The following is a 12,127-nucleotide window of genomic DNA, read 5'->3' as shown; positions in this document are numbered from 1 at the left end:
CACGCGACTTCGACCGACAGATCGCCGAGGTCCAAGTCCGTATCGCCATCATGAACGGCTATACCGCGCTCGGCCTACCCGTCACGAAAACCGTGGGATAAATGTGTCCAGGGAAAGGGGAAGTCCGGTCAGCAAGAGTTTTGTGCAACAAAGCCATGTCCTGGACAAGACGAATGGACTGCGAACCCTCGGCGTCCATTCGCTGGGAGGTCGGGTGTGAACCTTCGATGCCTTTTGGAGGTTCTTGGAAATCTACCGAACAAGGGGCACTATGGATTGAACCCTGAAGACTTTCGATCTCAAAATCTCGATGATTACACCCTTATGAATTCCCATGCCGAGCCCAAGTGGAAGGCGGAACACGGGCGGACCACACCTCGAATGTCGGAAATCAATGCTCCGGAAAATCTTGAGCGCCTAACTCATCAACTGCGGTCAGTTGAAGCTAGAGTTGTCGTTGGCCTAGGACGGCCCATCAACGAAGTCCATTTGGGTCGCATGTCGAGAGATAGTGGCCCTATGAGAGCCATACGGATGCTGGTACCTAATCACCAAGAAATTTCATTTCAAATTACAGGGCACCCCTCACCGCAGGCTATAAACTGCCACGGAAACGGTGATCCTAGAAATTGGTTTCAAGCGTCCATGTCGGTGTTCCCTCTGGTCTGACGGCAGCTTTGTATCCGCTGATCCGACCCGCTAAATCTACCGAAATCGAGCAATTGCAGCGAATGGCAGGTGTGACGGGACGCGCCGCAGCATCTCGAATGTCAACCGAAGGTCCGGAAAGGGCCGGAAGCATCCGTATCGGCTCGGCGGTCCATGCGAAGATGCTGCGCTGTCTCCAAGGTCCGGTTCGAGCCCGAATTGACAGATGCTGCACCACGTACAAATGACTGCTCTTGGGATTCCCCGGCCAACCACAGATCTATCTGAGCCGTATAAGGATCAGGGTAAGGGCAGATGCCCTTCAAAAAGATTCTTATGCCTCATCAGCCCACTCACGATAGCGTTGCGCAACGCCCGCACGCGGGCAGTTGTGCGCAAATCAACATGGGATAAGACCCACACACCCCAATCGGTTGAAGAATTGGCCGGAAATATACGCACCAGATCCGGATCATGATCGGCAATCATACACGGAAGTTGCGCAACCCCCATTCCAAGCTTCGCGGCTTCCAACATGACCGATAAGTCATCCAAAAGGACGATTTGCTTTGCATTTGGTAAATGGTGTTTGGCCCAGTCAGGAATGGCTTTTCTCTCGTTAGCAAAGGCCAATATGGGTAATTCGGAATCTTCGGCATTGGCCAAAAACTGCTTTTGTAACTGCGGTGACCCATAGGTATGATACGCAATGCCCGAAACTCTTTTGGCAATCGTATCTTCGGGTGGTGATTTGCTGAATCGCACCGCGATGTCGGCTTCGCGGCTATCAAGGTTCAAAACCTGACTTCCGGCTAACAATTGCAGCTCTATTTTCGGGTGGTCTTTCATGAACTGTTTAAGGATAGGCAATAACCAGATGCGGAATGCCAATTCTCCTGTTGTAACGCGAACGAGGCCCCGCAATTCATCGGCTTCCGCAAGTATCTCACGTTGGATCGTGTTGACATGATCTGACATCAACTCAGCTTGTGGAACAAGGCGTTCTCCCGCTGCTGTCAAGTTCCATTGCTTGCCTGAACGATTGATCAAGCGAGTGCTTAAGTTTGCTTCCAAGGCAGAAATTCGACGTGACACCGTTGTCTGATTTACGTCCAGAACATCCGCCGCTGACTTGATTGATCCTGCTCTGACCAGTTCAAGAAAGTAGCGGATTTCATTCCAATCTAACTGCATGATACGTACTCCAATTGCATTACCAAAGTTAGCTGCAATTTTGCAGTTTAGGAATGCTTTTTTCAGAATTTAAATGCAAAAATATGACCTTATTTCAAAGAGACGATGAACTTGAAGGCTAGTGACGTCGCTCGTGACGGCATGACGATCTCATTTAACCAAAATAAGGACTCAATCCATGAGGACCCTAAATTTTCTCTTACCGGCCGTTTTCCTCGCACTTACGGCTTCCGTTGCCCTGTCGGAACCGTCGGAACGCGCCTCTCAAAACAAAGAACTGGAAAAATCCATGATAACAATACACGCACAAGTACACATCGATGCCCCTATTGCTGAAGTTTGGTCCGTTGTTGGCGAGAATTTTGATCAAAGTGCAAAGTTCAACGTGGATGCCAAAGAAACCCGATACCTCAAGAAAACCAATCAAATTTTAGGATCACAACGGCGCACAACGGACGCCAAAGGCAAAGTCATCGATGTTGAAGTTGTCAATTACGATCCGGAGGCAAAATTCATAAAATGGGAAATTTACAATCAGAACGTTGCACCGTTGGATGCTGGCTATTCGTCTTACACGTTGAAGTCGGATGGTGAGGGCGGCACTCTCCTGACGCAAGAGGCTGCATTCAAAATGAAATATAAGATCATGCACCTAGTCGCACGTCGGAAAATGTCACCGATCTTCAAAACCGAATTGTCCGCGATCAAACATCTGGTGGAAACAGGGGAGAGCATCACGCCAACCACAAAGGACGAAATAGTGATGCGATATCACAAGGCCGTCAGAATTTTAGATAAGTAAGCGCTCACTATATATTACGCACACACACCGAAAGCGGCCATCGGAGTGTGTGCGGCGAATGCCCGTTTGTCCCGCTGAGCAGACCTCGGTGCAAAACGCAGCGAATGTCAGCTTCCCGCCCATTTCTTGCGAAGGTCAACACAGTCGCGGCAACCAATAATTGCCATGAAGAAGCCTTGTCATGACCGGATTCTCGGGCGGCGGCCTTCCTTACTACAAACCTGCCGACTATTCTTGCACCTCGTCCCGCCAGCCATGCTTGGGAGCAAAGCCCAGCAATTCGCGCGCTTTGTCTATCGCGTAGAAGGTCTCAGTCTCGGCCATCTCCCGCTTCAGGGGCACATCCGGGTAGAAGCGGTGAAGCACCTCCGCGTTGCTGATGCCGACCGACAGGTCCGGATTGGCGACGTTGAATATCTGGTAGCCGAGCCCGTCTTTTTGAAGGCAGCGCTCGACCATCTGGCCCAGATCACGGGCGTCGATATAGGCGAAAATGTTGCGCCGTCGCAGCGCCGGATCATTGAGATAGGACGGAAAGTCGCGGGCGTATTCGTGCGGTTCGATGACATTGTTGATCCTCAGTCCGTAGACGTCGGCACCGGTGCGCGCCTGGAAGCTGCGCGCGGTGACCTCGTTCGCGACCTTGGACATGGCGTAGCTGTCTTGCGGCACGGTTGGGTGTTCCTCGTCCACCGGCAAGTAGTCCGGGCGCATTTCGCCCTGCGCGAAACAGATCCCGTATGTTGTCTCGGAGGACGCGAAAATTACCTTGGGAATACCCAGCTTTGCCGCCGCCTCGAGCACGTTGTAAGTCGACAGGACGTTGACGCGGTAGGTTTCGCAGTCAGGCTCGATCAGGATCCGTGGCAGGGCTGCGAAATGCACGATCGCATCATAGCGCGGGACCGTTGCGAGATTGAGTTCGTCGAGCCCGGCCAGCGCAGTCAGAGCGTTGAAGACCTGCCCGCTCTCGGTCAGCTCGACGCGCAGATTATCGACACCAGGCAAGTCGAGTGGTACGCGGTCGGCGTTGACCACCCGATGCCCGCGTTCAAGCAGGTAGGGTATGACGTGCTGCCGGGCCTTGCCGGAGCCGCCTGTAAAGAAGATCCGCATCCCAGTCTCAATTCTGTTGCTCCAACGCGAAGAATAGAGAGCTACCCCGATGAAACAAGCGCACAAAGACGTTTGCCGGACGACTTCGAGGAATGTCTGAAGCAAGCCTGATCTGGCACTAAAGTGGCGGTTCGTGTTGCTCGCAGCGAAGGTCCGCTCTCCGCCCAAGTCATCGGGCTTTGCACTAGCTTGGGAGCATGTTCAGGCGTGAAACCGATGCCTGACGTCCTAACTCGTTCGCGCGACCATAGATTCCGAGGTCAGGCAGCCATCGAAGCGTTGCGAGCCTATAGCGAGCCTATAGCGAGCCTAAGATATCGCACTAATTTGTAAGGTTTTGATTTAATGGTGCCCGGGGGCGGAATCGAACCACCGACACGAGGATTTTCAATCCACTGCTCTACCCCTGAGCTACCCAGGCACCGGGTCACGAAAGCAATGCCTTCGTTGGGTTCGCACCGTCTAGGACAGGGGAAAAACAGTGTCCAGACGAAAATCATCAATGGGGTCGAGAACGTCGCTCCAACTCCTGCTCAAGGGCATCAATCGCCTCCTCCGCATCGTCCGGGTCGCTCGACGGCACCGCGTAAGCCCCATTGAGCCACTTGCCCAAATCGACGTCGGCGCAACGCCTAGAGCAGAACGGCCGGTACTTCTGATCGGCATCTTTCTGGCAGATAGGACAGCTCACAACAGCTCCTCCGTGGGGCGACGCTCGCGGCGCCGCGTCAGTTCGAAATGTCCAAGCGGAGTCCATCCGATCAATGAGGTTTCGATGGAATCCGCCCTGAACGCCCCGCGCAGGGCACTCTCGAATGCCTTGCGATCTTTCTTGGACATGGGCGCAAGGTCCAGCACAATCTGCCCCCCGATGCCCCGAAGACGCAATTGACGCGGCAAGGCGCGGGCCAGAGCAAGGTTTGCTTTCAATCCACCTGCTCCACCTTCGGGCGTATTCACGTCGACGGCGGTCAGAGCGCGGGTAGGTTCTATGAAGAACGTCGCGGGGCCGATGGCGACGGCCGTATCCCGGAGGGTATCAAGTTGATCCTCGACCGTATCCCAATTTTCGGAAATGTCGTCCCCATCCCACTCGCGCCAAGCCAGCGTATGCGCATCCGGCCCATCCAGCAGCAAGTCCGCAACGCTCCCTTCGTCGCCCAGTACTTGCATCGCAAGGCCCCAAGTCTGCGTCAGGTCATCGACCAGCGTCTCCTCGTCGATCCCCTCGCAGGCAGTGCGCAGGATTATGCCGTGCCCGTCACGCTCCGGTACCGCATCGTTGGCAATTTCCAACAGGCGATCGCGTTCCACGTCATCGGTGAGGCTGCGGGCGACATTCAGGCCGGGTGCCCGCGGCGTCACAATGCAATAACGCGACTTGAAGAGGACGCGGTCGGTGACCGGCACGGCCTTTCCAGGCTCAGCGTGGCCGGTGACCTGAACCAGCATGGTTTGTCCCGGGGCCAGTCCCTTTGCGTTGCGGTGCCAGCCCGTCAGACCGGCTCCGAGTTTCAGAAACATGCCACCTTGCCCCTTGATCGGGCGGTCGCAGATGGCCCGGAAGATTGCTCCAATGCCGGGTCGATCGTCGCCAGCGTCGATCAGCAGGTCGTCCAATTGTCCATCCACCATGCGCGCCGCGGCGCGGCGGCCCTTATGTTCGCCAAGGATGATTTGCGTGCCATTCATCGCCATATCTCCAGTCCCGCCGCCTGCAGCAGGTTTGCGGTTTCGTGCAAAGGAAGGCCGACCACGGCGGTAAAGCTGCCGCCGATCCAGCTTGCGAAAGCGCCAGCTGGCCCTTGGATCGCATAGCCCCCGGCCTTCCCCTGCCAATCGCCCGTCGCGAGGTAGCCGTTGATTTCCACGTCCGACAAAGGCTTGAACTTCACCGCCGTCTCGCAGGTGCGGAACCACGTCCGCTCTCCCCGGCGCACGCCGATCGCTGTAAAGACCCGGTGCCTGCGCCCTGAAAGAAGATGCAGAAACTGGGCCGCTTCGCCAACATTGGCGGGCTTGCCCAGGATGCGCCGCCCTACGGCAACCGTCGTGTCGGCGCACAGCACGACATCTTGGGCATCCGCTTTTACGGCTGCCAATTTCATGGCGGTGATGCGTTCGCAGTATACACGCGGGACTTCGGCCTTGGCCGGTGTCTCGTCGACATCCGGTGCACGCACGTCATGCGGCACCAGACCAAGCTGCCCCAACAGCTCAAGCCGCCGGGGGGAACCCGATCCGAGGATCAGGCGAGGAGCCGTCGCCGGCACCTTACTTGAAGCGATAGTTGATACGGCCCTTGGTCAGGTCGTAGGGGGTCATCTCGACCTGCACCTTGTCGCCCGCGAGAACGCGGATCCGGTTCTTGCGCATCTTGCCTGCCGTATGCGCGATAATCTCATGGCCGTTCTCGAGCTCGACCCGGAATGTCGCGTTGGGCAGGAGTTCGCGCACGACGCCGGGGAATTCGAGCATTTCTTCCTTGGCCATGGTGTCTCCTGATGTGAGCCGCGCATCAGGCGGCAGATGCGGCTAGATGGGGGGAATCGGGGCGAAGTTCAAGGGTTATGTATCAGGCCCCGCGCGCAACCGCCCTTCGCGCCGCCAGAGCGCGGAGCGATGCACGTTATCCGAAGCGAGCCTTGAGCTTGGCCATGATCTGATCCCGGCTCAGACGATAGCTGGCAAGCTTTTGTTCCCGCCCCTCCCCCAGACCGGTCGGGTCCATGATCGGCCAGTATTCGACGGCGATATGGGCGTGGCGGGCCAGCTCCATCGCCATCCGCTGCGATGCGGGCGACAGGGCCACGATCAGGTCGAACTGCTCCAGATCATCGCCCCACTCCCGCATCTCCTCGAAGCTGCGCGTACGGTGGCGGGCAAGCTCGATGCCCATTTCGGCACAGACGGCGATCGTGAAGCCATCGATCTCCAGATCGTTCATGACACCGGCAGACTGGACATAGATATCGTGGCCATGAATCTTCTTCATCATCCCTTCGGCCATGGGCGAACGAACGGCATTATGGTCACAACAGAAAAGGACCGATTGAGGATTGTCCCCCACCCTCAGCCCCCGAAGTGCAACACACAGATCAGGGTGAAGAGACGGCGGGACGTGTCAATATCGACCGTCGCCTTGCCCTCAAGCCGCTCCTGCAGAATGCGCGCACCTTCATTGTGTATGCCGCGACGGGCCATGTCGATCGCCTCGATCTGGCTTGGCGGCAGTTTCTTAACCGCATCGAAATAAGCCGCACAAATCTGCCAATAGTCCTTCACAACCTGACGAAACGGGCCAAGAGCCAGATGGAACTCCCCGGCCTTGCCGGTTTCGCACGAGATGTCGAAGACCAGCCGCCGCTCCCGAATGGCAAGCAAGACGTCATAGGGGCCGACAGGTGCATTCGCCGCCATTAGGGCAAAGCTGTTATCTTCAAGCAGGTCAAAGATGGCGACCGCCCGCTCCTGTTCGATTTCCGGCGTCGGAGTCGGCAGGTTGGCGTCGTCGATACGGATCTGGGCAATTCTGGCTGTCATGGGGGAATTGATGGGCCAATCCCGCGCGGCCCGCAATGGTGATCAGCGGTTCAGCTTGTCCAATCGCGATTGCACGCTCAGACCGTGTGCCTCCAGCGATTCTGACGTTGCCAGCCGAACCGCCGAGGGACCGATGGCGCGCAGGCTTTCGGGCGTCATGCGGGCCATCGTTGTGCGCTTGACGAAATCCATCACCGAAAGGCCAGACGAAAACCGGGCCGACCGGGCCGTTGGAAGCACGTGGTTTGGCCCCCCGATGTAGTCGCCAATGGCTTCGGGCGTCCATTGACCAAGGAAAATGGCCCCCGCGTGGGTAATCTTGGTCGCGAGGGTGTCGGGGTCGGCGACGGCAAGCTCCAGATGCTCGGGTGCCACGCGATTGGACAGGATCGCCGCCTCGTTCAGGTCGCGGACAGTGACAACGGCCCCGAAATCCCGCCAACTGGGCCCGGCGATATGCGCCCGCTCCAGCGTTTTCAGACGTGCATCGACGGCCTTAACAACGGCCTGTCCAAAGGCGGCGTCGTCGGTGATCAGGATCGACTGGGCGCTCTCGTCGTGTTCGGCCTGAGACAAAAGGTCGACGGCGATCCAATCGGGGTCGTTGTCGCCATCCGCAATAACCAGAATTTCCGAAGGCCCGGCGATCATGTCGATTCCCACGCGCCCGAAAACGCGGCGCTTGGCGGCGGCGACGAATGCATTGCCGGGACCAGTGATCTTGTCGACCGGCGCGATAGTGTCAGTGCCATAGGCCATGGCTGCAATCGCCTGCGCGCCGCCGATCCGGTAGATCTCCGTCACGCCGGATATCTGCGCGGCCAGCAAAACCAGCGGATTCAATATATTATCCGGTGTGGGAACACACATCACCAGCCGCCCTACCCCGGCGACGCGGGCGGGAATGGCGTTCATCAGGACCGAGGAAGGATAACTTGCCAGCCCGCCGGGCACGTATAGTCCCGCCGCGTCGACCGGTCCCCAGCGCCATCCCAGGGTCGCGCCGGTCTCGTCGGTCCATTGCGCGTCTTCAGGCATCTGGCGCTCGTGATAGGCACGGATGCGGGCTGCCGCCAGTTCGAGTGCGGCATGATCCTCCGGGAGGACCTGCGCGGCGGCGGCCTCCACCTCCGCGGCCGTCACGCGCATTGTCTCGGGCTTCAGGTCCAGCCGATCGTACTTTGATGTCAGCTCGCAGACAGCGGCGTCGCCCCGCTTGCGGACGTCAGCAATGATTGCCGCGACGGCGTCATCGACATCGGGCGAGTCCTCGCGTTTCATTGTCAACAGGGCTGCGAACCGCGCTTCGAAATCGGTATCTGTGCTGTCGAGGAATGTCGGCATTGGCAACGTCTCTTTCCTGTGGGCCGTCCGCTGGCCCGGTGTCGCGTCCGGACCTATCCGCCCTGTCCTGCCGCCTCAAGATGCGGGGTAAGATGCCGCGTCATCAAAACATCGGTTTCAGATACGCCCGCGATGCGCATGGCGTCTTCGCGCCGCCCGATCGGGCGGAACCCGTGACGCGCATAGAAGGCCTGTGCACGCTTGTTCGCCTCGGCCACCCAGAGATCGAGCCAATTCACCCCAGCAGCCTGCGCCCCCGCCGCAAGGGCCTGCATCAGAACATCCGCGGCCCCTGTCCCTTGATGCACAGACCGAATGAAGAATGGCCCGATATCCGCGCGGTGCTGAATGCGTTCCAGCGACCACAAGTGGAGGCTGGCAAAGCCGAGCAACTCCGAATTATGGGAGACGACACCATAGGTATTGCCCTGGGCGAGCGCGGAGCGACAACGGTCGGGCGTCATCGACTCCACTTCACTTTTCGACATCAGGAAAGCAGATGGGAAGTCCTCGACCCCTTCCCACATGAGTACCTGCCAAACGGCTGCGTCGTCCTCCGCCAGTGGCCGAACGTGCATTTCAGCTGTCCGGATGCCCGGGCACCTTGCCCGATGGCGCGGCATAGGGGCGTGTCACGTCGCGCAAAGTCACGTCCAAACACTCGCAAGCGACCTCCACCAGACCGTCTCCTGCAAAGGTCAGTCTTAGCGTGCCCTCCGCATCGTCGCCGGGCACCCATTCGATCGAAAGCAGCGACAGTACCGTATCCGCGTCGCCGGGCAGGACGCCCTGCCCGCGCACCGAAAGAACATCGCCTGCCGTCAGTACGGTTTGCACCCGCTCCGCCCGTCGGGTTCCATGTTCCCACCGGAACCGGTTCAGCAAGATCGCGAAGCGCCGCGCGCCCTTCTGCCAACGCATTTCGGACGCGGGCAGAACAGCATCCTGAACAAGCGCGGACACGACCCTCAGGTCCTCTGCATCCGTCGCCCAGAGGCGCAGAGGACCGCCATCGGCATCGTGGAACCGTGCGTCCCGTTCAGCCATCTTCTTTCACCCGACGAATATTCGCACCGACACCCGACAGCTTGGCAACGACGTGTTCATAGCCGCGATCAAGGTGATAGACCCGTCCTACAGTGGTTTCCCCCTCGGCGGCGAGACCCGCCAGGATCAGGCTGACAGACGCGCGCAGGTCCGTCGCCATCACCGGAGCCCCCCTGAGCTTCGAGACGCCCATGACCTTCGCATGACCACCCTGCACCTCGATGTTGGCTCCCATTCGGGTCAGTTCCGGGGCGTGCATGAAACGGTTCTCGAAAATCTTCTCCTCCAGCACCGACGTCCCTTCCGCCGTGCACAGAAGGGCCATCATCTGGGCTTGAAGGTCAGTCGGGAAGCCGGGAAACGGTTCCGTCTCCACGTTTACCGCCTTGATCGGCCCATTACCTCGCCTGACCGTCAAGCCCTCGGCGGATTCGGTGACGATGGCCCCCGCTTCCTCGATCCGCACGCAAAACGCCTCTAACAAGGAGCGTTTGCCGCCGATGCAGGTCACCTCGCCGCCCGCGATCAAGGGGGCCAGCATATAAGTTCCCAGTTCGATCCTGTCGGTCACCACACGATGCGTCGCGCCGTGCAGACGATCAACGCCCTGAATTTCTATCGTGTCGGTTCCCTCCCCCGAAATCTGTGCACCCATTGCCTGCAGACAATGGGCCAGATCGACGATCTCTGGCTCCTGCGCGGCGTTTTTCAAAACCGTTGTGCCACGGGCCAGCGTCGCCGCCATGAGCGCGTTCTCCGTCGCCCCGACAGAAACGAACGGAAAGTCCACGATACCCCCGCGAAGCCCCCCCGCGGGAGCTTTGGCGTGAACATATCCATCGCGCAGGTCCAACTCCGCGCCCATCGCTTCGAACGCCTTGAGGTGAAGATCGACAGGACGCGCCCCGATAGCGCAGCCCCCCGGCAAGGAGACCACCGCATGCCCCTGCCGGGCCAGAAGCGGGCCCAAAACCAGGATCGACGCGCGCATCTTGCGGACGATATCGTAATCGGCGCGTTCGCCGTTCAGGATGTGTGACGACATCGACAAAACCAGCCCGTCCGAGAGCCTGGCCACCTCTGCACCCAGCGACTCAAGAAGCTGGGTCATCGTGCGGATGTCGGACAGGCGCGGCGCGTTTGTCAGCGTCAACGGCTCATCCGACAGAAGCGTCGCGGGCATGAGCGTGAGGCACGCGTTTTTCGCGCCGGCGATCGGAATCGTGCCGCTCAGCGGGCCACCGCCGGTGACGATGATGCTATCCATTTGGCTTCTCCTGCTCGTCGGGCCTGGGCTTGGGCGGCTCTTCCGCCCGGATCCGTTTCTGGACCTTGCGTCGACCCATGTTGGCCTTGAGCGCAGCCTTCAATCGATCTTCCCGCGTAGTCTTCGTATTCTGAGCCATGCCCGCCCCTGTTGCCTTGGGTCCACATAGCCGGTGGCTCGGCGCGGGTCCAGCGAATGAGCCATTTTCGGGGGTTGCAGCCTGTTGTTCGTCGGTTTATTCCGCGCCACGGATGCTGTGGTAGCTCAGTGGTAGAGCACACCCTTGGTAAGGGTGAGGTCGAGAGTTCAATCCTCTCTCACAGCACCACCCAACTCATTGAAATCGCTTAAAGCAATTGACTGCAAGACGAAAAACCCGTTTCGCTGTTACAAATGGCGTTACAAAACGGAGCTCTTCGCATGGCTGGGAAGGTGCGACATCTTCTCAATCGTGACGGTCGATACTTCGCTCGGCTGGTCGTTCCGAAAAAGCTTCGCCGCCATCTGGATGACAAGACAGAACTGCGGACCCCGTTGGGCCCCGACTACAAGAATGCGTTGCGTCTGCTGCCGGGTGCGGTCGCAGAACTACAGCACAAGATCGCGCAAGCAGAACGGAAGGTGATGCCCAAGACCATTTCAGATGCCGTCGCCCGCTACCCCCTCCGGCATACAGAGATTGCAGCCCTGCACTACCGGACGTAGGTTGCCTTTGACGAAGAACTGCGCCGCGCTAATCCACTCTACGCATCTATTGGCTACATTGACGAAGACTATGTGCGTGAACTTCGCGATGCAAAGGCAGGTCGACTGACCGACGTCGAACTCGCGAAATTGATAGGGTTCAGGATTGAGCACTACCGGGCACGTGGAAACACCGATGTAAAGTTCGGCACGCCAGCATGGCGCGACCTGGCAATGACACTGTGCTTTTCGGAGTATGAATCTCTAGAGCGAACAGCCGAGCGTGACGAAGGCGATTTCTCAGGCAGGTCCACCCTACCCTACTTGGACGCTCATGAAGTCGAGGCACCCGCCCCGGTCTCCCTGCGAGGCTTGTTCACCGAATACCTAGCAACTGTATTTCTCAGGTGGTCAGACGGGTCCACTTTTGACGTGATCTGCAAAGCGCATTCGCGATTGTGACGAGCTTTCTGGCGACGGCG

Annotated in this window: 15 protein-coding genes, 2 tRNA genes and 1 pseudogene; 4 read left to right on the top strand and 14 right to left on the bottom strand. The window is 58.6% G+C overall.

Annotation, left to right across the window (positions count from 1 at the left end; all coding sequences use genetic code 11):
• A pseudogene (locus tag BLV27_RS19210) lies at window positions 1-101 on the top strand (IS5/IS1182 family transposase); the annotation flags it as partial.
• 847 nt (window positions 102-948) lie between these two features.
• Here the strand turns inward: BLV27_RS19210 and BLV27_RS18435 are convergent.
• Window positions 949-1,842: a LysR family transcriptional regulator gene (locus tag BLV27_RS18435; RefSeq protein ID WP_092647948.1), complete on the bottom strand. Its 894-nt coding sequence runs from the start codon at window positions 1,840-1,842 to the stop codon at window positions 949-951.
• A 178-nt stretch (window positions 1,843-2,020) separates the two neighbouring features.
• On the opposite strand from BLV27_RS18435, the gene BLV27_RS18430 reads away from it, so the two are divergent.
• The gene (locus BLV27_RS18430; RefSeq protein ID WP_092647947.1) at window positions 2,021-2,644 is read left to right on the top strand and encodes an SRPBCC family protein; all 624 of its coding nucleotides are present in this window, start codon (window positions 2,021-2,023) and stop codon (window positions 2,642-2,644) included.
• A gap of 228 nt (window positions 2,645-2,872) precedes the next feature.
• Here the strand turns inward: BLV27_RS18430 and BLV27_RS18425 are convergent, their stop codons facing one another.
• From BLV27_RS18425 to BLV27_RS19485, 13 genes are all read right to left on the bottom strand, one after another.
• Window positions 2,873-3,760, bottom strand: a complete 888-nt coding sequence (locus BLV27_RS18425) for an NAD-dependent epimerase/dehydratase family protein (RefSeq protein ID WP_092647946.1) — start codon at window positions 3,758-3,760, stop codon at window positions 2,873-2,875.
• A gap of 346 nt (window positions 3,761-4,106) precedes the next feature.
• Window positions 4,107-4,181, bottom strand: a tRNA-Phe gene (locus BLV27_RS18420).
• A 78-nt stretch (window positions 4,182-4,259) separates the two neighbouring features.
• Window positions 4,260-4,451 carry a DNA gyrase inhibitor YacG gene (locus BLV27_RS18415; RefSeq protein WP_092647945.1) on the bottom strand — a complete coding sequence of 64 codons (192 nt, stop codon included), beginning with the start codon at window positions 4,449-4,451 and terminating at the stop codon, window positions 4,260-4,262.
• Window positions 4,448-5,452 (bottom strand): ribonuclease E/G, encoded by a 1,005-nt coding sequence (locus BLV27_RS18410; RefSeq protein WP_092647949.1) that lies wholly within the window; start codon window positions 5,450-5,452, stop codon window positions 4,448-4,450. Before BLV27_RS18410 ends, BLV27_RS18415 begins: the two co-directional genes overlap by 4 nt.
• Window positions 5,449-6,033, bottom strand: a complete 585-nt coding sequence (locus BLV27_RS18405) for a Maf family protein (RefSeq protein WP_092647944.1) — start codon at window positions 6,031-6,033, stop codon at window positions 5,449-5,451. Before BLV27_RS18405 ends, BLV27_RS18410 begins: the two co-directional genes overlap by 4 nt.
• Window position 6,034: 1 nt before the next feature.
• Window positions 6,035-6,253 (bottom strand): translation initiation factor IF-1, encoded by a 219-nt coding sequence (gene infA / locus BLV27_RS18400; RefSeq protein ID WP_055087116.1) that lies wholly within the window; start codon window positions 6,251-6,253, stop codon window positions 6,035-6,037.
• A 136-nt stretch (window positions 6,254-6,389) separates the two neighbouring features.
• Window positions 6,390-6,770: an arsenate-mycothiol transferase ArsC gene (locus tag BLV27_RS18395; RefSeq protein ID WP_092647943.1), complete on the bottom strand. Its 381-nt coding sequence runs from the start codon at window positions 6,768-6,770 to the stop codon at window positions 6,390-6,392.
• Window positions 6,771-6,832: 62 nt separating this feature from the next.
• Window positions 6,833-7,303 (bottom strand): UPF0262 family protein, encoded by a 471-nt coding sequence (locus BLV27_RS18390; RefSeq protein ID WP_092647942.1) that lies wholly within the window; start codon window positions 7,301-7,303, stop codon window positions 6,833-6,835.
• A 42-nt stretch (window positions 7,304-7,345) separates the two neighbouring features.
• The gene (gene hisD / locus BLV27_RS18385) at window positions 7,346-8,647 is read right to left on the bottom strand and encodes a histidinol dehydrogenase (protein WP_092647941.1); all 1,302 of its coding nucleotides are present in this window, start codon (window positions 8,645-8,647) and stop codon (window positions 7,346-7,348) included.
• 53 nt (window positions 8,648-8,700) lie between these two features.
• Window positions 8,701-9,225 carry a GNAT family N-acetyltransferase gene (locus BLV27_RS18380; protein ID WP_170831527.1) on the bottom strand — a complete coding sequence of 175 codons (525 nt, stop codon included), beginning with the start codon at window positions 9,223-9,225 and terminating at the stop codon, window positions 8,701-8,703.
• A 1-nt stretch (window position 9,226) separates the two neighbouring features.
• Window positions 9,227-9,694, bottom strand: coding sequence for a DUF2948 family protein (locus tag BLV27_RS18375; protein WP_092647939.1), 468 nt, complete (start codon window positions 9,692-9,694; stop codon window positions 9,227-9,229).
• Window positions 9,687-10,961: a UDP-N-acetylglucosamine 1-carboxyvinyltransferase gene (gene murA / locus BLV27_RS18370; protein ID WP_092647938.1), complete on the bottom strand. Its 1,275-nt coding sequence runs from the start codon at window positions 10,959-10,961 to the stop codon at window positions 9,687-9,689. The genes BLV27_RS18375 and murA overlap by 8 nt, the downstream gene beginning before the upstream one ends.
• Window positions 10,954-11,100 (bottom strand): hypothetical protein, encoded by a 147-nt coding sequence (locus BLV27_RS19485; RefSeq protein WP_170831526.1) that lies wholly within the window; start codon window positions 11,098-11,100, stop codon window positions 10,954-10,956. The genes murA and BLV27_RS19485 overlap by 8 nt, the downstream gene beginning before the upstream one ends.
• A 114-nt stretch (window positions 11,101-11,214) precedes the next feature.
• Between BLV27_RS19485 and BLV27_RS18365 the strand changes: the two genes are divergently transcribed.
• Both BLV27_RS18365 and BLV27_RS19625 read left to right on the top strand, forming a co-directional pair.
• Window positions 11,215-11,289: transfer RNA gene (locus BLV27_RS18365), tRNA-Thr, on the top strand.
• Window positions 11,290-11,381: 92 nt separating this feature from the next.
• Window positions 11,382-11,666, top strand: coding sequence for a DUF6538 domain-containing protein (locus BLV27_RS19625; protein WP_211605546.1), 285 nt, complete (start codon window positions 11,382-11,384; stop codon window positions 11,664-11,666).
• Window positions 11,667-12,127 lie beyond the last annotated feature (461 nt).

The sequence above is a fragment of the Jannaschia faecimaris genome (assembly GCF_900107415.1).
Lineage (GTDB): Bacteria > Pseudomonadota > Alphaproteobacteria > Rhodobacterales > Rhodobacteraceae > Jannaschia > Jannaschia faecimaris.
Note: the sequence above shows the minus strand (reverse complement) of the source record. Positions and strands in the feature narration are given on the sequence as shown.